Below are 19,163 nucleotides of genomic sequence, written 5' to 3' on the forward strand. Positions count from 1 at the left end.
GACCCGGCGAGGCGGGTGGCGGGATTCAAGACACCGGCACCCGAAGCAATGCCGTGAGCGATTCGGACGCCGACCGGCGACACGACCGTCTCGACCGGATCCCGACGGCCGGGCCGCGAAACTCGCTGTGGCACTGGACCGACGCGAAGGGTCCGCTCCGGGTCGTCGTGAACTACCTCGCGGTCTGGGTGATCCGGATTTCCCCGAGCCTACGACTGAAAAACTGGGTGTTACGGCGCCTCGGCGCGACGGTCGACCCCGGCGTCGCCGTCGGCTTGGAGGCGACCCCCGACGTGTTCTGGCCCGAACTGCTGACCATCAGGGCGGACGCCGTCATCGGCTACGACGCCACGCTCCTCTGTCACGAGTTCCTACAGGGCGAGTACCGAACCGGCGAGGTGGTGATCGGCGAACGGGCGATGATCGGGGCGGGGGCGATTCTCCTCCCCGGGATCGAGGTGGGCGCGGATGCGAAGGTGGCGGCCAACTCGCTGGTGACCGAAGACGTTCCGTCGGGGACGACCGTCGCAGGCGTCCCGGCCCGGCCGGTCGAAGGTGCGGTCGGCGGCGACGGCGAGGAGACGACCGGGTGACCGCGCTCAGACGCCGTCGACGCCCGTGATCTCGAATCTGGCCCCGCCGGCCTCGCTCTCCACGAGTTCGATCCGCCAGCCGTGGCCGACGACGACCTGCGAGACGATTCCGAGACCGAGGCCGGTGTTCGACGATGCCGTCGAGTAGCCGGTCGAGAAGACGTCCTCGCGCTGTTCCTCGGGCACGCCCGGGCCGTCGTCCGCGACGTAGAATCCGCCCTCGCAGTCGCCGACGGTGACGGTACAGTCGGCCCCCGCGTGTTCGACCGCGTTGGTGACGAGATTCTCGATGAGTTGCTGGAGTCGACTCCGGTCGGCCTCGACGGTGCGTGTCGTCTCGACGGCGAGGGTCGCGGCCTCCGTTTCGACTGTCGCCCAGCACTCTCGGGTCAACGGCGCGAGGGCGACCGGTTCGACGTCGGTCGTTCGCTCGCCGCTCCGTGCGAGTGTCAGGAGGTTATCGACGAGTTCGCGACTCCGGGCTATCGCGTCGGCGGCGGCGTCGAGGTGGTCGCTATCACACTCCGCGTCCGCCAGTTCGATCCGTCCCTCCGCGACGGTCAGCGGGCTTTTGAGGTCATGGCTGACGACGCTCGCAAACTCCTCGAGAAGGTCGTTCTGTCGTTCGAGCCGTTCCCGGGTTTGCTCCCGTTCGGTCACGTCCTTCGCGACCCCGAAGATGGCCGCCGGCTGGTCCGTCTCCGTCCCATCCTCGGCCACGTAGATCGGCGCTTTCGACACCAGGAAGTGTCGTCGTTCGCCGTCGACGACGATTTCTTCCTCGGCGTTCACCGTCTCCTCGCGCTCTATGGCCAGCCGGTCGTTTTGCCGCACCTCCGTGACCATGCGCTCCGGATGAATCTCGGCGTCCGTGTGGCCGACCACCGCCGATTCCGTGATCCCGAACAGTTCCTCGTAGCCGCGATTGACGAGCAAGTACTCGCCGTCCCGGTCTTTCATAAACATCGGCGCGGTGGTGTTGTCGAGGATCCCGTCGAGATAGCCTTTGGTCCGTTCGAGTTCCTGCAACCGGCGCTTGCGCTCGGTGATGTCGTGGTGGATCCCGACCATCCGCCGCTCCCCGCCGTCGTCGACGAGTTTGCCGCGTCCCTCGACCCACAGTACGTCTCCGTCCTCGCGGAGCATCCGAAACTCGACGTGATAAGGCTCGTTCGACGCCAGCGCCTCTTCGACCTGCTCTTGCATCTCCGGCAGGTCCTCGGGGTGCACTCGCTCGGCGAAGGCCTCGAACGTCCCCTCGAACGAGCCGGGTTCCAGCCCCATCACGCGCTCTAAGGTCTCGTTCCAGACGACTTCGCCCGTCGCCGGCGTCCACTCCCAGACGCCCGTATCCGTCACCTCCGCGGCGAGGTCGAGACGGCGTTCCGCGTCCGCCAGCGTCTGGCGCTGTCGCTCCCACTCAGTCTCGTCGACCAGCGAGAACACGATGCTCTCGACGCCGCCCGCGTCGTCGAACACGGGGGCGCCGCTGGCTCGGATGACCTTCTCGGTCCCGTCGGGCCACTCGATCCGGTGACGGTATCCGTACACGGGGTCGCCAGACTCCTGGATCCGGCGGAAGGGGAGTTCGTCGTCGGGAATCGGATCGCCCTCGAGACTTCGAATCTGCCACGCCGGGTCGTCGTACCTCTGCCCGATGAGCGACGACCGCTCCAGTTCGAGCACCTCCTCGGCTCGGTCGTTGGCGAAGACGAACTCGCCTTCGGGGTTCAACTGGACGATACAGCCCGGGACGGTTTTGAGGAGTTGTTCGAGGCGGCGGCGTCGGGCGTCGGTGTCGGCGGCCGACCGGTGAGCCGAGACGGCCTTCGAGATGCGGTGTGCGAGGATGACGTACTGCTCGGCGCCGGTCCCCTGTCGGAGATAGTCGGTCACCCCCGCAGAGATGGCTTCGTCGGCGACCGACGCGCCACCCTGCTCGGCAAATATAATAAAGGGGAGGTCGCCGTGTCGCTCGCGAACGATATCGAGGAACTCGATGCCGGTCGCCCCGGGCATGTCGTGGGCCGAGACGATACAGTCGATGTCGCCACCATCGAGACGGTCGAGGGCTGCCTCGGGGCCGGCCGCGCTATCCACGACCAGTCCGTCGGCCTCGCGTTCGAGACACGCCGTCGTCGTCTCGACGAACTCCGGATCGTCGTCCACGTAGAGAACGTGGGTCGCCGCGGTCATGTCTACCCATGCTGTCGAATCGACAAAACGATTCCGCGGCTGACGGTCAGTTGGGACGATTCGGCACCCCGATGTCGTCAGGACCGAACCCGTGCGAAGCCATCGGCGAACACTCTACTGTTCGGCAGGATATACTCCTCGTCGTCAGCCTCGACGTGTGTGACGAAGAGATCCATCTCTTGGACGATGCCTCGGATCTCCCCCACTTGGATCTCGTCGCCGATTGTGTAGGGCTGGTGTAAGAGGAGGTACGCGCCGACCGCACCGGCCGAGAGCAACTGCCTGAACGCGAGACCGCCGAGAAAGACGAGCGCGAAGACGTAGGCGGCAAGCAGGACGATCAGGGCGCCGGTGGCGACGCCAACCTGCCCGAGAGCGATCAGCGCTGCGAGATAGAACACGCTGTATTTCGCCACCAGCGGGAGCACGTTCGCCTGCGGGAGCTTCACCCCGCGGAACCGCTCGGAGACCACCAACTCCACCTTATCGCCGAGGACGACGCCGACGATAACGACGATCACCGCGAGGAACAGTTGCGGGAGAAAGCCCGCGACGGCGTTCCAGAACTGGGCGACGTACTCGATTTCGGCGACGGCGATGGCGGCGAAGACCGCGATACCGAAGATGAAGTAGCCGGCGATGACCGCCAGAATCGCCACCGTCGAGGTGCCGAACTCGCGGGCGGTCCGCTCGAAGGTGGTGCCCTCGGTGGCGCTGGGGACGCCCGCCCGTCGGAGGAGGCGCCCGGTGATGATCCGGACCATCCAGCCGAAGACGACGCCGAGAGCGAGCGTCGTCACGGCCAGCCAGAACCGAAGGGGGACCGCCGACAACACTGCCCGAACCGTACCGCCTTGCATCTCAGTACTCCTCCGGATCGATCTCCAGAATCAGGTCGCCGCCCTTGAACGCACGGACCATCCCGTCGGACTCCGAGAGGACGATAGCGATGGCGTTGGTGTCTCGGGTGATCGCTCCGCCGGCCATATGTCGTGCCCCGAGTCCCTTCGGGATGTCGACGCCCTCGGCGGACGGTTCCAGATAGCGGTACGCCGAGACGATTTTGCCCGAGTCGGAGACGACGAAGGCGCCGTCCAGCCGTGAGAATTCCTTGAGCATCACGTTCACGATGGGGTCGCCAACGTGGACGTGACTCTTCTCGAAGGGGTTGTAAGAGAGCGGCCGGGACTTGTTCATCACCTTGCCCGCGTCCCCGACGACGAACAGCGCCCCGACCGGCTTGCCTTTCTGTCCTTTCTTTCCGAGGTCGATAGCCACCTCGAAGACGTCGCGGACGACGCCCGGTTCGGCCCGCGAGTCGATGAAGAGGTCGTAGATTCCCGAGCGCATCGACTCGTCCACCCGCACCCGAACCAGCGAGTCGGCGTCGTCGCCGAACATCGACAGCGAACAGACGACCATGTCGCCCTCCGCGACGAACCCTCGCTCCATTGCCCCCTCGACCCCGAATTTGATCCGGTCACGGACGTTCTCGAACCCGAGCGGCAGTTCGACGAATGCATCGGCCTCGACGCCGTTCTCGGCGGCGATCACCACCCGCGTCACCCCACTGTCGTCGAACCGCTCGTAGACGGACGCCGACGGGGAAAACAGGAACAGACCGTCGACATCCGCCACGAGGCTACCCAACGAATCCCGTAACGTCGCCATTGACGGAACGACGAGACGTGGCGAAATAAAGGTTTGCAGACCGTCACACGTCCGTCATGCGCTTCTCGGTTCGTCGTCTCGCTGACGCTCACTCCCGCAGTCGCTCGACGTGGTCGATCCGCCGTTGGACGAGCGAGGGCTTGCCGATGTCCTCACGCACTCGTAGCCCGTCGCCGCCCGACAGCGCCGCGTCGGCGATGGTCTCCGCGTCGGTGATCGTTCCATCGACGCCGACGACGGCGAACGCCCGCGAGGTGGTGGTATAGAGGCCGTCCGCCTGGGCGTCGACGCTCGCGTAGAAGAGCAGCGCCTCGCCGGCGTCGGTGCCGTGTTCGGCCGCCGCACTCGCGGCGCTCTCCTCGTCGACCGTGATCCGGGCGCCAGCCTCGGGGTCGGCCGGATAGCCCGCGGGGACGGCGTACTTACACACCGTCGCCCGCGACGAGAATTCGAGGTCCGGAAGGGGGTTGCCCTCGCGTGCGGCCACCAGCACGTCGAGGAACGGTGTCTCCATGACCGGCAGGGTGTTCATCGCCTCGGGGTCGCCAAAGCGGGCGTTGAACTCCACGACGCGGACGCCGTCGGCGGTGAGCATGAACTGCCCGTAGAGGACGCCCTTGTAGTCGGGGAGGGCGTCGACCGTCGCCCGGAGGACGTCGACCGCCGCCTCGTAATCGTCCGCGTCCATGAACGGCAGCGTCGGGCTGCTGTCGCTGTAACTCCCCATCCCGCCCGTGTTCGGCCCCTCGTCGCCCTCGTAGGCGCGCTTGTGGTCCTGGACCGCGGGCGTGACCCTGAGGTCGCCGTTCGCGACGAACCCCTGAACCGTGAACTCCTCGCCGACCAGTCGCTCTTCCAGCACGACGCGGTCGTAGTCGGCGTCCCGGAGGTAGGCCTTGGCCTCGGCTTTCGTCACCTGATCACCGGTGACGCGGACGCCCTTGCCGCCGGTGAGGCCGGCAGGCTTGACCGCCAGGTCGCCGTCGTAGTCGTCGATGTACTCGCCGGCTGCCTCCATGTCCTCGAACGTCTCGAAGTCGGGACAGCCCGGCACGCCGTTGTCCCGCATGAACCGCCGCTGATAGGCCTTATCCGTCTCGATCCGTGCCGCCTCGGCGCCCGGACCGAAGGCGTAGACGCCGGCGCTATCGAGGGCGTCGGCGACGCCTGCCGCGAGAGCGGACTCGGGGCCAATCACCGCGAGTGTGGCGTCGACGTCCGTCGCGAAGTCGACGATGGCATCGGCGTCGGTTTCGTCGATGGACCGAGTCTCCGTCGCTAGGTCGGCAATGCCAGGGTTGCGGTTGCTCGCACAGGCATAGAGATCACAGTCCGGCGCGACGGCGCGGGCGATAGCGTGTTCACGTCCCCCGCCGCCGACGAGGAGCACTGTCTCTGACATGCGTGAGTCACCCCGTGGAAGCGGCCTAAACGTTGCCCTTCGTGGCGCTCACCCTCCGTCGACGTAGTGACGCCACCCACCCGGACCGCCACCCCCGGCCGGCACCGCCCGGCCCGAAGGCCCACAGCCTCGTCGACGGGTCGACTACGCCGCGTCGTCGACCTCCTCGTCGAATCGCTCGTATCGCTCCGCGAACCGACGCTCGCAGGACGGACAACAGAACTGGTGGCGGTCGCCGCCGATCCGGGCGGTCGTCCCCTCACTTGTCACCGTGTTGCCACACTCGGCACACGAGAGGGCAAAGCCGGTGCCGCCGACCGTCGGCGTCCACTCCCCGTCGGTCAGGAGTGTCACGGTGTAATCGTCGACGGTCCCCTCGGTCAGCGTCGCGTCGAGCCACCGGGGGACGTTCCCGTCGGGAACGCGGGCATAACAGATCAGGTCGCGCTCGGCGGTCGTAAACAGGTGTTCGACCGCTTCGGCCTCCCGTAACGTCGCCCGCGTGTCGTCGACGGCCGCCGCTGGCATCTCGATCCGTACCAGCACCGGCACCCCCTCCCGGAGCTTCGAGCGGTCGACGTCGACGGTGAATCGACGAATCACGCCGGTCTCCTGCAGGCGGTCGACGCGATCAGACACCGCGGGCGGCGAGAGATCGACCGTTTCGGCAATCTCCGCCCACGGTGTCCGGGCGTCGTCCATCAGGGACTGAAGAATCTCTAAGTCCGTCTCGTCGAGGTCACGCATACAGGGGCAACGGGCGGCAGCCGGTTTGTACCTTCTCCCGCCGAAAGACCCCCATCACTCTGTGCCGTCCTCGCGCAGTCGCTCGCGGTGCAAGGAGAGGATCAGATCCGCGAGCACCCCGAACATCAGTAACTGCACACCGACGAGGATGGCGAAGGCGGCGACAACGGCAAGCACTTCGTGGGAGACCTGGCGCGTGACCCATTCGACCCCGACGTACGCGGCGACCATCCCACCCACGATGGTCGACGCCGCACCGATGCTCCCGAAGTAAAACAGCGGGTTGTTGGTCTTGGCCCGGCGGTACAGTTCGAGGATGATGATGCCGCCGTCACGAACGGGGTGGAGGTTGGTGTTCGACCCCGAGGGACGCGGGAGGTAGGTGATCGGCACCACCGTCGTCGGGATTTCGCGTTTCGCACACTCGACTGCCATCTCCGTCTCGATGCCGAACCCGTCGGCGGTGAGGTGCATCCGCTCGAAGGACGCTCGGGTGAAGGCACGATAGCCAGAGAGGATGTCGCCGAAGGACTCGCCGTGAATGACGCCGAAGGCGCCGTTGATGAGGCGGTTGCCGAGGCGGTTGAGCGCCGTCATCGCCCCCGAGCGCATGTCGGCAAAGCGGTTCCCGATGACGTGGTCGGCCGCGCCCGAACGGAGGGGGTCGAGCATCGCGTCGGCGTCCTCGGCGCGGTAGGTGCCGTCGCCGTCGAGCATGAGAACGTTCGGCGCGTCGACGTGTTTAGCGACCGCCTCCCGAACCGCCTGTCCCTTTCCCGATCCGGACTGTGTCACCACGCGAGCACCGGCCTCGCGGGCCACCTCGCGGGTGTCGTCGGTCGATCCCCCGTCGACGACGAGTACGTCATCGAACCCCGCGGCCCGGAAGTCAGTCACCACGTCGCCGATGGTCGCGGCCTCGTTGAGCGTCGGGACGAGGACGGTGACGTCATCGAAAGCGGACACAGTCATGACTCTCCGGGGGGTGTAAAAAATCGTTCCATCGAGACGGCTCGTGATCCGCCGCTGTCCCGAAATGTCCGTCTCTGTTTGTGTCTCTTCTTTCCTCTCCGTCCGATCCGTTGAGCCGTCGCTCCGCTTCGTTCCAGTCCTTCCTGAGTCCCGATGTTGACCCGCCAGCAGTCCACCCGGATGGCGTCAATGGTGTGATTGCTCTGGATCAGCAGGTCGATAGCGTCCGGTATTATCATACTTGAACCGCACGTAGACTATTTTGACGTTGAGAATGGATGGTTCTACGTCGCAATCGTATTTGCCAGTGTGGCACTCTTCAGGCTGTTCCAGGAAATGGTCTCTGGTATCGGGGACTTCGGGACTGCAGTTGTGCTTGATATGTTCCGGTCAATCCTTACGATTCCATTACAGCTACTTCTGGTACTAGTCTTCAGGCTTGGTGTCGCAGGAATGGTCTACGGACTTGCACTCGCCTCCGTGTTAGTGCTCCTACTCACGCTGTACATCTTGGCTGTTCGTCCACGCATTCCTGACAAGAGGATGCTGAGGGGCGGTGTTCAGATAAGGATCAGGGATAAGGCGGAGCGAATTTCGACCGGTTCATGGAAGAAATCGCCCGCCTCATCGGTGGTAGCGACCGCTTCGAGTTAGGATTTGTGGAGCGAGAGTCGACACCCGAGCCAGCGATGAAGCTCGGTATTCGACTCCACTTGGCTGGACTATCACTTTCGAATACCATCTCAATTCTTGATCGTTTGGGTGTCGAGCGCTGTCGCTCTACTGTTCACAACTGGGTGCAGAAGGCCGATTTACAGCCCACAGATGGTGCCGACCCGGATCACGTTGCGGTCGACGAAACCGTGATCCAACTCAATGACGAGCGATATTGGCTGTACACCGCGGTCGATCCCGACACCAACCGCCTGCTCCATATACGGCTCTATTCGACGAGAAAACAGGCGGTAAGCGAGATGTACCTCTCTGAACTTCGTGAGAAACATCTCGTTGACGACGCGATCTTTCTCATCGATGGCGCACCGTGGTTGCAGGCAGCCTGCCACCGCTTCAGACTCCGATTCCAGCATGTTACACATGGGAATCGGAATGCCGTCGAACGTGCCTTTCGAGAACTAAAACGTCGAACCCACCAGTTCTCAAATACATTCAGCCACGTGGAACCGAGTACCGCTGAAAATTGGTTACAAGCGTTCGCCTTCGCATGGAATCGGCTAATCTGAACACTACCCGCCCGCACCGCTGACTGTCCGCACGGCGTCGGCCCAGTCGCGGTCGGCGGTCCGGTCGACCACCGCGCCGTGGCTTTTTGTCGAGCCGCGACGAGAGCGGACCATGGAGTACACAACCCTCGGCTCGACCGGCGTGGAGGTATCCCGCATCTGCCTCGGCTGTATGAGCATCGGCACGAGCGACTGGCGCGACTGGGTGCTGGACGAGGAGGAGGGGATCGAACTCGTCGACCGCGCCATCGAACTCGGGATCAACTTCTTCGACACCGCCAACATGTACTCGAACGGCGAGTCGGAGCGGGTCCTGGGAAAGGCCCTAGAGGGCCGCCGCGAGGAACAAGTCGTCGCCACGAAGGGCTACTTCCCGATGAACGAGGACGACCCCAACTCCGGCGGCCTGTCGCGGAAGGCCATCGAACAGGAACTGTCGAACTCGCTGGACCGCTTGGGGATGGATACGGTCGATCTCTACCAGATCCACCGCTGGGACGACGAGACACCGATCGAGGAGACACTTCGCGCCCTCGACGACGCGGTGCGACGGGGGCAGATCCGCTATCTCGGCGCGAGTTCGATGTGGGCCCACCAGTTGGCGGACGCGCTTCACACGAGCGATAGCCTCGGCCTCGACCGCTTTGCCACCATGCAGAACCACTACAACCTCGCCTACCGCGAGGAGGAACGCGAAATGTTGCCCTTCTGTCGAAAGGAGGGGATCGGTGTCATTCCGTGGTCGCCGCTGGCGCGTGGCTACCTCACCCGGCCGGACGAGGACGTCGACGCGACCACCCGCGGGGCGAGCGAGGAGCGCCTCTACGAACACCCCTACCGCGAGGGCGGCGGGAGAGCGGTCAACGAACGCGTCCGGCAACTCGCCGAGGAACGGGGCGTGAAGATGGCACAGATTGCACTCTCGTGGGTGTTACACAAGGACGCCGTCGACGCCCCCATCGTGGGGACCACCTCGGTCGAACATCTGGAGGATGCCGTCGAGGCCCTCGACATCGACCTGAGCGACAGCGACATCGAGTATCTGGAAGAACCCTACGAGCCGGTCCCCGTCTCGGGGCACGACTAGAGGAATCCGCCGCCGGTCCGCACCGTCTCCAGGTCCTCGATGTACCGCTGTTCTCGCCCCTCCTGGCCGCGGTAGGCGCGTTCGACGTAGCCGTCGGCGTTCACCAGAAGGACCAGCCCGATGTGGTTGAACATGTATTTCTCCATGTCTTCGGGGTGCGTTCGCTGGAACCGGAATCCGAACGCCTCGCCGAGGACCGTCTCGGCCCGTTCGGGGCTCTCCGGACGCAGGAACCGCCAGTTGCCGGCCGAGTAGTCGACGTTCATCTGCTCGCCGTACGCACGGAGGCGCTCGGCGGTGTCACGCTCCGGATCGAAGGTGATGGGATAGAAGCCCACCTCGTCGGCGTAGTCGTTGTCGAGGCTGTGGATCTGCACCTCGCGAAGCGACGAGACGAGCCGCGGGCAGACGCTCATGCAGTTGGAGTAGAAGAACGTCACGAACGCGGCCCGGTCGAGACTGCCGAGGTCGATCCGTTCGCCGGTCAGCGGGTCGGGGAGGGCCACGTCGGGCATCGGTTCGCCCCACGCGGGGTACGCGAGGTCGGCGCTCTCGACGCCACCCCGACGGTCGGGTTCGCCGAGGGCGGTGTTCGGATCGCCACCGAGACAGCCCGCGGTGACGCCGACGACAGCCGCACCGAACGTCCCGAGGTACGTACGTCGGTCCATACCGTATCCCAGGGGTACACACTCAAAGCCCGTGTGGTCTGTCCGTCTAAAGGACTCCGAGGTAGCGAAGCGAGGCGACGATCTGTGCCACTCCCGCGAGGAGCATGGCGGCCGCGGCGAGTCGGTGGACCGTGCCGATCCGGTCGCTCCAGGCCCGAACGGCGTCGCTCCCGACGGCCGACAGGAGCGTCACGCCGGTCAGCGGGAGCGCCGTCGCGGCGGCGTACCCCCCGAGGACCGCCGCCGCCCGCGGGGGAGAGAGCGTCAGCGACTGGGTGATCACGCCGAGCACGACGGGGACGACACAGCCGGCGGCCGCGAGGGCGTAGCCGCCGCCGAACACCGCGGCGCCCGCAACCGAGCGACGGCGCGCGGGCAGTCGGAGGTGGACCGTCGGCGCTCGCCCGGTCAACAGGAGCGCGCCCATGACGACGAGCGCGAGACCAACCAGCGGTTCGAGCAACGGTAGGTGACGGACGAGACGGCGGCCGGCAGCGAGGAGGAGTCCGCCGAGCGCCACGAGGACGACCACCGCGCCGGCGGCGGCCGCGACGCCGCGGACGACCGCCTCGCCGAGGTCCGTGTCCTCGCGGACGGTGTAGCCGACGTAGCCCGGAAGAAGCGGGTAGGCACAGGGGGCAAAGAAGGTGGCGAGGCCGGCGCCGACGGCGAAGGTGAGCGTGCCGACGAAGCCGGCGTCCACGGCGATCATCGCAGCGCCGCCGCGACCTGGCTGTCGAGCGTCTCGACAGACGCGACACCCCCGTGTGTCCAGACGACGTCTCCTGTCCCGTCGGTCACGGCCAGGAACGGTAGGCCGCTGGCCCCGAGCGCCGCCAAGAGGTCGCCCGCCGGGTCGTGGCCGAGTGTCCACCGGCCGTCGTGGTCGCGCCACCACGACCGGAGGTCCGACCGGGTGAGTCCGCCGCCGAGTCGTTCGTTCGTGACCGACACGAACGCGACCCGGTCGGCGTAACGGTCGTGTACCGTCCCGAGCGCGTCCATCTGCTCGACGCAGGGGCCACACCAGGTCGCAAAGCAGTCGATGACGGTGGGCGTTCCGTCGGCGGGCACCTGCCGGGTCCCGGCGGTCGACCCCGGTGCGTCAAGTGTCGTCACGTCGACCGGGAGCCGACTGTTCGTCCCCCCGCCGAGGCCGACGTCGGTGACGCCCGCGCCGACGAGGCCGGCACCGAGGAGGCCGGTGCCCGCGAGGCCCGCTAAAAGATGTCGGCGGCCGAGCGACCGCTCGTTCTCGTCGCTCATCGGCGGCGCTTCGTCCCGGACCGACAAGTGTGTCGTGGTGTGTCCGTCGAAGCCTACCGCTCGGCCTCGATGGCAGTCGCGATGGCGTCGTAGGTAGGCTCGACCGCTCGCCCGGCGACGAACACGGTGGGCGTCCCCTGCACGCCGGCATCGATTCCCGCCTGTCGGTCGGCTTCGACGATGGGCCGATAGGTCTCGTTCAGCGCGTCGCCCTGGATCGCACACCCCGGTGCCCCGACATCGTCTGCGAGGTCGGTGATCAGCTGTGGGGCGAAGGCGTCCTGATTCTCGAAGAGAGCGTGGGCGTACTCGAAGAACGTCTCGTCGTCGGTTTCGTCCTGGACGCCGCGGGCGGCACTCGCGGCCTGCCACGACCAGCGTTCGTCGACCGGGATGGGGAAGTCGTAGTGTTCGTACTTGATGACGCCGGACTCGACGTACGCCGACCGGATGTCGGGGAGCGTGTTCAGGCTGAACGTCGCACAGTGGGGACAGGCGAAGTCCTCGAAGGCGGCGACGGTTACGGCCGCGTCGTCCGCGCCGAGCGTCGGCCGCGACAGCTCTGAGACGGTCGACTCGTCGGTGATGGAACAGTCGTCCGTGCCGCCACCGCTCCCGCCGCCGAGACAGCCGGCCGTGAGGCCGGCCGCGCCGAGCCCCGCCGTCGCGGCGAGGTACTCGCGTCTGGTGTGGGCCATATGGGAGCGTTGCACCACCGGCCCTTATCCCCCTCGGTCCCGTCGAACGGCCGCCGGAGGGGGAATCACGGCGCTTAAATGTGCGCCGGCGGAAGGTCGTGGCATGAGCTTCGAGAAAGACGATTCGGTCGTGCTCCACGACAAACACAGCGAGTACGACGGGGACGTGGGGACGATCACGCAGGTGATGGAGACGATGTTCGGCGACGCCACCTACACGGTCAGCTTCGAGGACGGACAGGAGACCGGCGTCCCGGAGGACGCCCTCGAACTCGCTGACGACGAGTAATCCGGACGCCGCCCTGCATGTCGAACGTCCCCTTTCACTACGTCGACCTTCGCGCGTTCTCCTACGCCACCGAGGACGAGAAACGCGTCGAGAGCGCGCTCCGAACCTATCTTCCCGAGGACACGGAGTTGGACCGCCAGGTGACGACGGGCCACCACGGTGACCGGATCGTCGTCCTCTCGACCCGTCTGGAAACCGCCGACGAGGTGCGCCACGTTCTCGACCGACTGGTCTCACTCCCCGAGTACGACGCCTTCCTCGACGAACTCGACGACCGAGTCTCCGAGGACTGCTCGCTGTACCTCACACTGGACAAACAGGCCGCCTTCGGCGGTGACGTGCGCCAGGGCGACGGCATCACCCTCCGTGGCAAGGTCGAAGCCTACCCGGCAAACCGTGAATCGGCCGTCGAGAACGCCCGAGAGGCGTTCGAAGCCGCCCGCGACTGAGCAGGCGGCGGCGTGGTCAGTCCTCCCGGAGGCTCGGATGGGTGGGCTGATCGTCCGGATGGTGGTCGTCGAACCGCGACCGCATCGTCTCGAGGGAGTCCGCCTCGCGCTGTCGGCGTTCGTCCGCGTCGATTTCCTCGCATCCCGGCGGAACGTCTCGACCCCGGTCGGTGAAGTAGCCCTCGGGAGCGACCCAGTCGTGGTAGAAGGGCCGGTCGTCGTCCTCGAGGAGCGTCACCGCCACCTCGGCGCCGTGACCGGCACAGACGACCGCCTGATGGGGTTTCTCGGCCAATCGTCCGGTTGCGTACAGCCCGTCGACGCCGGTACGACCCCGCTCGTCGGTGTCGACGAACGTCTTGCCGCGGTCGACGATACCGACGCCGTCGACCCCCTCGAGGTAGCCCGTCTCGTTTTTGCTCGCGGCGACGACGTAGGGGGTGCGAAAACGGTCGCCGTCCTCGGTTTCGACGTCGAAGCCGCCGTCGATGACTTCGACGCGCGTGACCCGCCCTCGGCGGCGCTCGCAACCGGCCGCCGTGGCCCCCTCGCTCATCAACTCCAGCAAGCGTCGTGCGTTGACGCCGGCCGGGAACCCCGGCATGTTCTCGACGTGGGCGTTCCGCCGCAGGATGGAGTCGCCCGCATCGACGACGAGCGTGTCGAACCCGTGTCGCGCGGTGAAGGTGGCCGCCGAGAGGCCGGCGACGCCGCCGCCGACGACGAGGACGTCGCAGTCAGCCGATCCGTCCGCCGTGTTCGTGGTCATCGTCGTACCCGCATCGGTCGCTCGGCGGCGATGAACGTTCCGGTGTCGGCGTCGACGGGCGTCGAGTCCCTATCCGACCCGTATCTACACCGCGAACGGATGCGATACTCCGACGGCTCCCGGAACGTCTCGACGAGGGGCCACTCCGGACTGCGTAGGCACCGATACCGGGAGGATCTGCCGATTCCTCAGGGCCACTTGATCCCACAGCCACGCGAGGGACCGGGGTCGAGGGTGACGTTCTCGCCGGCGCGGACGGCGTCGATGGCCTCGCGAATGTAATACTCGGTGGCCTCCTCGTCGGGACCCATGGCGTCGTCGAGGCGGGCGTGGTAGGCCAGGCGATAGGTGTCGCCATCGCGCCGGAAGAGGAACGGATCGGGGGTGCAGACGGCGCCGTAGGCGCGGGCCACGTCGGCCGACTCGTCGCGGAGGTAGGCGTCGTAGTCGACCCGCCCGTCTTCGACGTACGCTCGCATCGTCTCGACCGAGTCCTCGGGATACTCCTCGGCGTCGTTGGCGTTGATGCCGACGACTGTCACGTCGTCCTCGGTCGCCAGGTCGTTCAGGAGGTCGAACTTCGCCTGTGCGTACGGACAGTGGTTGCAGGTGAACACGACGAGCAACGCCTCGGTGTCGAACGAATCGAGGGAGTACGTCTCACCGTCGACGCCGGGGAGTTCGAAGTCGGGGGCCTGATCGCCGGATGCGAGTTCCGAGTCGGATTCCTGGAGTGCCATACCGGACGGTAGCGGGTCGGCGCCCAAATACCCCCGGCCGGCGGCAACCGGCCAGACTCACTCCATCGAGACGAGATAGATGCCGAGGACGGCACAGCCGATGCCCGCCACCTTGCGGAGGGTGAGCGTCTCGTTGAGGAAGGCGATGCCGATGACGGAACTGATGACGAGGAAGGTGCCGAAGATGGGGACCACCGCGCTGACGGGGCCGAGTGAAAGCGCCCGGTAGTACGCGAGGATGCCGACGGCGAGGAAGAGACCGGCGAGGTAGAGATACGGCGCCTTCGGGTGGCCGAGATACGCCGACACGGACTGGCCCTCGTAGAGGACGACCCCTACGGTGGTCAAAAGCAAGATGCCGTTTGTGATGAGCGCGGCGACGAAGCTGGGAACCTTCGGAGTGCCCGTCGTCGCGAACCCGACGAGCGGCGCCACCGCCGAGTACGCGACCAGCGCTACCAGCGCCCACTGGAGATAGCCCATGATTGTTACCCATCGTGGCCGACAGTATAGCGTTTCGATCCGGTCACGACGGGTCGTGTGTCACGACGTGATCCAGAAGCGTCGACCGGGTGGCCGTCCCGCGACCCGAGACGTAGTGTGTGGCACAGGCGTTGCCCGCCGCCAGCGCGACTTCCCAGTCCCAACCAGCCGCCAGCGAGCGGGCGAGTGCGCCGCTGAATCGGTCACCAGCACCGGTTTCGGTCGGTCCCGGTGACACGTCGAGCGTCGGGACGGTGACCCGACCCACAGGCGTCGCCGCGACGGCGGCGTCCGTACCGTGGACGACGACGCTCGCCTCGTCCACGCCACCTGTGCCGTCGGCCCTCGCTCGAACGGCATCCAGAAGCGACGCGTCGGTCGGATCGCCGGCGACGCCGACCGCCTCACCCAACTGTGCCGCCTCGTCCTCGTTTACGCTCACGACCACGTCGTAGGCGGTCCCGAGCGACCGGAGGGCCGCAAGGAGGGCACGCGCCCCCGCGACCGTGAGCGGACCGGGGTCGACACAGAGAACACCGCCGTCGGGGTCGTGAGCGGCCATCTCGCGCATCGCCGCCCCGAGGCCCGGCGTCGACGCCCAGTTGACACAGCAGAGCGCGTCGCGTTCGAGAAACAACTCGACTGGGCCCGGGAGCGCCGCCCGGAGGTCGGCGAAGGTCCACGCCGCGAGATCCGCGGATTCCTCGACGAACATGACATCGTCGTCGTCGAGCAAGCAGACCGTGACCCGGGCGGGCGACCCCATGGATACCGCCTCGACGTGACGAAACTCGAAGATCGGGTGGTCGAGGTGTCCGGCGAGGCGGACGTCGTCGCCGAGGGCGGCCGCCTGTCGCGCCGCGTTCACCGCTTGGCCGCCCGCGTCGGTCGTCACGTGATCGAGGTCGAACGAATCGCGACCCGCGGAGATAGCAGCAACCAGGGCGGCCCGCGAGGTAATCGTCGACTCCCCCTCGCGGAGCCGATAGTAGTCGTCGACGCTCCCGTCGGCGAGCGCACCGACAGTCACCGTCGTGGGATCGGCACGCAGTCGGCCGGCAAGCCTATCGTACGGCACACCGCTCCCTACGGCACCGGCACAGAAAACGTCCGGTCACGCTGCCGGCGAATCGACGGACAGCCACGGTTGCCCGCATCAGCCGATCCACACCGACGAGAACGCGTCGAAAAACTCCTCGTCGGTCCCGATCAGTGCGTGGGTGATGCCGAGGTCCTGTGCCCGGTCCGAGACGTCGTCAGCGAACTCGTCGACACGGGTCCGATAGCGCTCGGCGAGGCGGCCGCCGAAGTAGGTCCGGCGGGTCAACTCAGACTCCAAGTCCTCGAAGATGGTATCGCCGCCAACCTCGGGATCGAGTTCGTCCGGCGAGAGGGTCTGTATCAGGACGACCTCGTTGCGTGCGAGCGATGCGATGCCGGTCTCTAGCCCGTCGAGGTCACCGATACAATCGGTGACGACGATCACCAGCGACCGCGAACGGATGCTCGCCGCGTACTCGCCGAGCGCCGTCTCGAAGTCGGTATCGCCACTCGGATCGGTCTCGTTGATGCGGTCGACCAGCGCCAGCACCTCACCGCGGGTCGACTTTCCGGTGTCGATGCGCTCGTGACGCTCCCGGAACAGCGAGAACTGGAAGTCGTTGTGCTCCTCGGCGGTGAGGTAGGCGTAGCCGAGACCGAGTTTCGCGCCGAACTCGAACTTGTGCTGGTCGCCCTCGCCGAAGTCCATCGACGCGCTCGCATCGAGCAGAATGTGGACGGTGAGGTTGCGCTCCTCCTCGAACTGCTTGATGTAAAATTCCTCCGTGCGGGCGTAGAGACGCCAGTCGATGAGGCGGGTGTCGTCGCCGGGCGAGTAGCGCCGGTAGTCGCTGAAAGTCAAGCCTTCGCCGACGCTCTGGGACTCCTGTTCGCCCTTCTTGACCGCCGTCGACTGCTGGCTCAGCGACGCCTCGAATCGGTCGAGTTCGTCGAGGAAGCCGGGATCGATGGGCATCTCAGACCTCGGACAGCAGTTGATCGATCACGTCGTCGGTGGTGAGTCCTTCCCGCTCCGCGCGGAAGTCGAGCATGATGCGGTGACGGAGCACCGGCGGCGCCATCGCGATTACGTCCTCCCAGGAGACGTGGTTGCGGCCGTGCAGGAACGCCCGCGCCTTCGCGGTGACGATGAGGCCCATGCTCGCCCGGGGGCTGGCGCCGAAATCGACCGTGTCGGCCTCACGGGTCGCCCGCACCACCTCGATGGCGCGGTTGCGGATCTCCTCGGCAATCGGCACCTCGCGGACGAGCGACTGGACCTCGCGGAGTTCCGACAGGCTCAGCACCTTCTCGACCGGCGGCGCCGATCCGCCCTGGGTGTAGAGGTTCACGATGTCCCGCTCCTCGTCGAAGGAGGGGTAATCGAGGACGAGTTTCAGGAGAAAGCGGTCGGTCTGGGCCTCCGGGAGGGGGTAGGTCCCCTCCTGGTCGATAGGGTTCTGGGTCGCAAGCACGAAAAACGGCCGCGGGAGGTCGTAGGTGTCGCCGGCGGCGGTCACCTGCTTTTCCTGCATGGCCTCCAACAGCGCGGCCTGGGTCTTCGGCGTCGCGCGGTTGATTTCGTCGGCGAGGACGACGTTCGCGAAGATTGGCCCCTTCTCGAAGACGAACTCGCGGCCGTCACTCGACTCGCGGATGATCTCCGTGCCCGTGATGTCGGACGGCATCAGGTCGGGGGTGTTCTGCACCCGCGAGAAATCGAGGTCGATCACGTCCGCGACGGTGCGGACCATCGTGGTCTTTCCGAGTCCGGGGTTGCTCTCGAGGAGGGCGTTGCCGTCGGCGAGAATGCAGACGAGCAGTCGTTCGAGAACCTCCCGCTGGCCGACGATTCGCTTGCCGACCTCCTCGCGGACGCGTCCGAGCCGTTCCTGTAACGTGTCGATGTCGGTCGTTGGTTCGCTCATGTATCTGAGTTCGAGTCCGTATTCTGCCGAATCCGCAGGTTGTACTCCCGGATCAGCGCCGCATCTTCGAGACGTTCGCGCTCGTCGAAGCCCGCCCGCTGGCTCTCGACGGCGGTCGACGAGTCGAGGCCGCTGTTCTCGTAGGCTGCGGACGATTCCACCTCGGTGCCGTTCCCACTTCCCGACCCGCTGGTGTCGATGTCCGCCTCCAGTTCCTCGCTTCCCTCCGGCACGTCCTCGGCCTCCCCGAGAATCGAGGAGCCGTCCTGGAGGCCGCGGTACTCCGTCTGCGTGCCGCCGTCCGGCCCGGCCGTGTCGCCCGGGCCACCGAGGCCGGCCAGCGAGAGGTCGACCACGGCCAGTTGAATGGTCGCGATACTGACGACCGAGAGCAGAAGCACCGCGAGCGCCAGCCGGCGGGTCGAGAGCAGGCCGATACTCGATGCGTCCCGCAGTTGGTCGAGGACATCCTCGTAGAGCCGGAGGACGATTCGCGACTGCCGGTCGCTCGCGACGGCGTCACGCGCGGTGCGCAACGACTCGGAGAGCGAGGGGTTGGCGGCCGCGAACTGGTCGACGAGTGGCCGACGGATTCGCCAGCCCACCTCGACGCCGAAGACGAGGAGGCCGGCGGCCGCGCCGAGGACGGCGGCACTCGACACCGTCGGCTCCGCGGGCGTCACGCCGACGCCGGCGAGGGCGTCGAGAACCGCGCCGGGGATGGGGAGCCGGGTCGGAAGCCCGGGAGCGCCGGCGACGGTTGTGGCGAGGTTCACGAGGAGGGTCGCCAGCGCCGCGTCGACGACGGCGTAGATGACGGCCACCTTCAGTCCCTCGCGGCGGATCTGTGTCAGCGCGCGCTGGAGGTTGCGCTCGGCGGGTGGCGGGTCCGCGTCGGCGGGCGTCGAATCCGACATGAC

At 66.6% G+C, this 19,163-nt stretch carries 23 protein-coding genes; 6 read left to right on the forward strand and 17 right to left on the reverse strand.

Translation table 11 applies throughout. The features are described 5' to 3' along the window. Positions 1 to 53: 53 nt before the first annotated feature. Entirely contained in the window at positions 54 to 593 is a 540-nt protein-coding gene (locus NO878_RS00765; RefSeq protein WP_256404055.1) for an acyltransferase, read from the forward strand. Positions 594 to 599: 6 nt separating this feature from the next. Here NO878_RS00765 and NO878_RS00770 read toward each other — a convergent pair whose 3' ends face one another. The 6 genes from NO878_RS00770 to aglJ form a co-directional block, all read right to left on the reverse strand. Further along, positions 600 to 2,789 carry a hybrid sensor histidine kinase/response regulator gene (locus NO878_RS00770; protein WP_256404056.1) on the reverse strand — a complete coding sequence of 730 codons (2,190 nt, stop codon included), beginning with the start codon at positions 2,787 to 2,789 and terminating at the stop codon, positions 600 to 602. Between the two features lie 77 nt (positions 2,790 to 2,866). Continuing rightward, positions 2,867 to 3,649, reverse strand: a complete 783-nt coding sequence (locus NO878_RS00775; RefSeq protein WP_256404057.1) for a mechanosensitive ion channel domain-containing protein — start codon at positions 3,647 to 3,649, stop codon at positions 2,867 to 2,869. 1 nt (position 3,650) lies between these two features. Further along, positions 3,651 to 4,460, reverse strand: coding sequence for a diadenylate cyclase (dacZ, locus tag NO878_RS00780; RefSeq protein ID WP_256404058.1), 810 nt, complete (start codon positions 4,458 to 4,460; stop codon positions 3,651 to 3,653). Between the two features lie 88 nt (positions 4,461 to 4,548). Further along, a complete protein-coding gene (purD, locus tag NO878_RS00785; protein WP_256404059.1) occupies positions 4,549 to 5,862 on the reverse strand; it encodes a phosphoribosylamine--glycine ligase in 1,314 nt (437 codons plus the stop codon). Between the two features lie 144 nt (positions 5,863 to 6,006). Beyond that, complete coding sequence (locus NO878_RS00790) at positions 6,007 to 6,609, reverse strand: winged helix-turn-helix transcriptional regulator (RefSeq protein ID WP_256404060.1); 603 nt, start codon at positions 6,607 to 6,609, stop codon at positions 6,007 to 6,009. A gap of 54 nt (positions 6,610 to 6,663) precedes the next feature. Next, positions 6,664 to 7,581 (reverse strand): S-layer glycoprotein N-glycosyltransferase AglJ, encoded by a 918-nt coding sequence (aglJ, locus tag NO878_RS00795; protein WP_379823702.1) that lies wholly within the window; start codon positions 7,579 to 7,581, stop codon positions 6,664 to 6,666. Positions 7,582 to 7,779: 198 nt separating this feature from the next. Here aglJ and NO878_RS00800 point away from each other — a divergent pair, with 198 nt between their 5' ends. The 3 genes from NO878_RS00800 (at position 7,780) to NO878_RS00810 (ending at position 9,909) form a co-directional block, all read left to right on the forward strand. Then, on the forward strand, positions 7,780 to 8,235 hold the full coding sequence (locus tag NO878_RS00800; RefSeq protein ID WP_256404062.1) for a hypothetical protein: 456 nt from the start codon (positions 7,780 to 7,782) through the stop codon (positions 8,233 to 8,235). Beyond that, positions 8,187 to 8,822: an IS6 family transposase gene (locus NO878_RS00805; RefSeq protein ID WP_256404063.1), complete on the forward strand. Its 636-nt coding sequence runs from the start codon at positions 8,187 to 8,189 to the stop codon at positions 8,820 to 8,822. Before NO878_RS00800 ends, NO878_RS00805 begins: the two co-directional genes overlap by 49 nt. Positions 8,823 to 8,934: 112 nt before the next feature. Further along, positions 8,935 to 9,909, forward strand: a complete 975-nt coding sequence (locus tag NO878_RS00810; protein ID WP_256404064.1) for an aldo/keto reductase — start codon at positions 8,935 to 8,937, stop codon at positions 9,907 to 9,909. On the opposite strand, the gene NO878_RS00815 is transcribed toward NO878_RS00810, so the two are convergent. From NO878_RS00815 to NO878_RS00830, 4 genes are read right to left on the reverse strand one after another with little or no spacing between them, the layout of a single operon-like run. After that, positions 9,906 to 10,580 carry an SCO family protein gene (locus NO878_RS00815; RefSeq protein WP_256404065.1) on the reverse strand — a complete coding sequence of 225 codons (675 nt, stop codon included), beginning with the start codon at positions 10,578 to 10,580 and terminating at the stop codon, positions 9,906 to 9,908. The two genes, NO878_RS00810 and NO878_RS00815, sit on opposite strands and share 4 nt — an antisense overlap. 46 nt (positions 10,581 to 10,626) lie before the next feature. Beyond that, on the reverse strand, positions 10,627 to 11,292 hold the full coding sequence (locus tag NO878_RS00820) for a cytochrome c biogenesis protein CcdA (RefSeq protein ID WP_256404066.1): 666 nt from the start codon (positions 11,290 to 11,292) through the stop codon (positions 10,627 to 10,629). Next, positions 11,289 to 11,846, reverse strand: coding sequence for a TlpA family protein disulfide reductase (locus NO878_RS00825; protein WP_256404067.1), 558 nt, complete (start codon positions 11,844 to 11,846; stop codon positions 11,289 to 11,291). The genes NO878_RS00820 and NO878_RS00825 overlap by 4 nt, the downstream gene beginning before the upstream one ends. Positions 11,847 to 11,899: 53 nt before the next feature. Next, a complete protein-coding gene (locus NO878_RS00830) occupies positions 11,900 to 12,544 on the reverse strand; it encodes a DsbA family protein (protein WP_256404068.1) in 645 nt (214 codons plus the stop codon). A gap of 103 nt (positions 12,545 to 12,647) precedes the next feature. Between NO878_RS00830 and NO878_RS00835 the strand changes: the two genes are divergently transcribed. Further along, positions 12,648 to 12,833, forward strand: coding sequence for a DUF1918 domain-containing protein (locus tag NO878_RS00835; protein ID WP_157691005.1), 186 nt, complete (start codon positions 12,648 to 12,650; stop codon positions 12,831 to 12,833). A gap of 17 nt (positions 12,834 to 12,850) precedes the next feature. Further along, positions 12,851 to 13,282, forward strand: coding sequence for an RNA-binding protein (locus NO878_RS00840; protein ID WP_256404069.1), 432 nt, complete (start codon positions 12,851 to 12,853; stop codon positions 13,280 to 13,282). A 16-nt stretch (positions 13,283 to 13,298) separates the two neighbouring features. On the opposite strand, the gene NO878_RS00845 is transcribed toward NO878_RS00840, so the two are convergent. The 7 genes from NO878_RS00845 to NO878_RS00875 form a co-directional block, all read right to left on the reverse strand. Beyond that, positions 13,299 to 14,051 carry an FAD-dependent oxidoreductase gene (locus tag NO878_RS00845; protein ID WP_256404070.1) on the reverse strand — a complete coding sequence of 251 codons (753 nt, stop codon included), beginning with the start codon at positions 14,049 to 14,051 and terminating at the stop codon, positions 13,299 to 13,301. A 188-nt stretch (positions 14,052 to 14,239) separates the two neighbouring features. Next, positions 14,240 to 14,791 (reverse strand): thioredoxin family protein, encoded by a 552-nt coding sequence (locus NO878_RS00850; protein WP_256404071.1) that lies wholly within the window; start codon positions 14,789 to 14,791, stop codon positions 14,240 to 14,242. A 57-nt stretch (positions 14,792 to 14,848) separates the two neighbouring features. Further along, on the reverse strand, positions 14,849 to 15,274 hold the full coding sequence (locus tag NO878_RS00855) for an EamA family transporter (protein ID WP_256404072.1): 426 nt from the start codon (positions 15,272 to 15,274) through the stop codon (positions 14,849 to 14,851). Positions 15,275 to 15,317: 43 nt separating this feature from the next. Beyond that, a complete protein-coding gene (locus NO878_RS17145) occupies positions 15,318 to 16,352 on the reverse strand; it encodes a PfkB family carbohydrate kinase (RefSeq protein ID WP_256404073.1) in 1,035 nt (344 codons plus the stop codon). Positions 16,353 to 16,430: 78 nt separating this feature from the next. Then, entirely contained in the window at positions 16,431 to 17,291 is an 861-nt protein-coding gene (locus NO878_RS00865) for a DUF58 domain-containing protein (protein WP_256404074.1), read from the reverse strand. A gap of 1 nt (position 17,292) precedes the next feature. Then, a complete protein-coding gene (locus NO878_RS00870) occupies positions 17,293 to 18,243 on the reverse strand; it encodes an AAA family ATPase (protein ID WP_256404075.1) in 951 nt (316 codons plus the stop codon). Next, positions 18,240 to 19,160: a DUF7502 family protein gene (locus NO878_RS00875; protein ID WP_256404076.1), complete on the reverse strand. Its 921-nt coding sequence runs from the start codon at positions 19,158 to 19,160 to the stop codon at positions 18,240 to 18,242. The genes NO878_RS00870 and NO878_RS00875 overlap by 4 nt, the downstream gene beginning before the upstream one ends. Positions 19,161 to 19,163: the final 3 nt, after the last annotated feature.

It is taken from the genome of Haloplanus ruber (assembly GCF_024494725.1).
Lineage (GTDB): Archaea > Halobacteriota > Halobacteria > Halobacteriales > Haloferacaceae > Haloplanus > Haloplanus ruber.

Excerpts from the sequence above, each read along its gene's own strand:
- NO878_RS00770 (WP_256404056.1), bottom strand. The coding sequence starts at position 2,789 with ATGACCGCGGCGACCCACGTTCTCTACGTGGACGACGATCCGGAGTTC.
- NO878_RS00775 (WP_256404057.1), bottom strand. The coding sequence starts at position 3,649 with ATGCAAGGCGGTACGGTTCGGGCAGTGTTGTCGGCGGTCCCCCTTCGG.
- dacZ (WP_256404058.1), bottom strand. The coding sequence starts at position 4,460 with ATGGCGACGTTACGGGATTCGTTGGGTAGCCTCGTGGCGGATGTCGAC.
- purD (WP_256404059.1), bottom strand. The coding sequence starts at position 5,862 with ATGTCAGAGACAGTGCTCCTCGTCGGCGGCGGGGGACGTGAACACGCT.
- NO878_RS00790 (WP_256404060.1), bottom strand. The coding sequence starts at position 6,609 with ATGCGTGACCTCGACGAGACGGACTTAGAGATTCTTCAGTCCCTGATG.
- aglJ (WP_379823702.1), bottom strand. The coding sequence starts at position 7,581 with ATGACTGTGTCCGCTTTCGATGACGTCACCGTCCTCGTCCCGACGCTC.
- NO878_RS00805 (WP_256404063.1), top strand. The coding sequence starts at position 8,187 with ATGGAAGAAATCGCCCGCCTCATCGGTGGTAGCGACCGCTTCGAGTTA.
- NO878_RS00810 (WP_256404064.1), top strand. The coding sequence starts at position 8,935 with ATGGAGTACACAACCCTCGGCTCGACCGGCGTGGAGGTATCCCGCATC.
- NO878_RS00815 (WP_256404065.1), bottom strand. The coding sequence starts at position 10,580 with ATGGACCGACGTACGTACCTCGGGACGTTCGGTGCGGCTGTCGTCGGC.
- NO878_RS00820 (WP_256404066.1), bottom strand. The coding sequence starts at position 11,292 with ATGATCGCCGTGGACGCCGGCTTCGTCGGCACGCTCACCTTCGCCGTC.
- NO878_RS00825 (WP_256404067.1), bottom strand. The coding sequence starts at position 11,846 with ATGAGCGACGAGAACGAGCGGTCGCTCGGCCGCCGACATCTTTTAGCG.
- NO878_RS00830 (WP_256404068.1), bottom strand. The coding sequence starts at position 12,544 with ATGGCCCACACCAGACGCGAGTACCTCGCCGCGACGGCGGGGCTCGGC.
- NO878_RS00835 (WP_157691005.1), top strand. The coding sequence starts at position 12,648 with ATGAGCTTCGAGAAAGACGATTCGGTCGTGCTCCACGACAAACACAGC.
- NO878_RS00840 (WP_256404069.1), top strand. The coding sequence starts at position 12,851 with ATGTCGAACGTCCCCTTTCACTACGTCGACCTTCGCGCGTTCTCCTAC.
- NO878_RS00845 (WP_256404070.1), bottom strand. The coding sequence starts at position 14,051 with ATGACCACGAACACGGCGGACGGATCGGCTGACTGCGACGTCCTCGTC.
- NO878_RS00850 (WP_256404071.1), bottom strand. The coding sequence starts at position 14,791 with ATGGCACTCCAGGAATCCGACTCGGAACTCGCATCCGGCGATCAGGCC.
- NO878_RS00855 (WP_256404072.1), bottom strand. The coding sequence starts at position 15,274 with ATGGGCTATCTCCAGTGGGCGCTGGTAGCGCTGGTCGCGTACTCGGCG.
- NO878_RS00865 (WP_256404074.1), bottom strand. The coding sequence starts at position 17,291 with ATGCCCATCGATCCCGGCTTCCTCGACGAACTCGACCGATTCGAGGCG.
- NO878_RS00870 (WP_256404075.1), bottom strand. The coding sequence starts at position 18,243 with ATGAGCGAACCAACGACCGACATCGACACGTTACAGGAACGGCTCGGA.
- NO878_RS00875 (WP_256404076.1), bottom strand. The coding sequence starts at position 19,160 with ATGTCGGATTCGACGCCCGCCGACGCGGACCCGCCACCCGCCGAGCGC.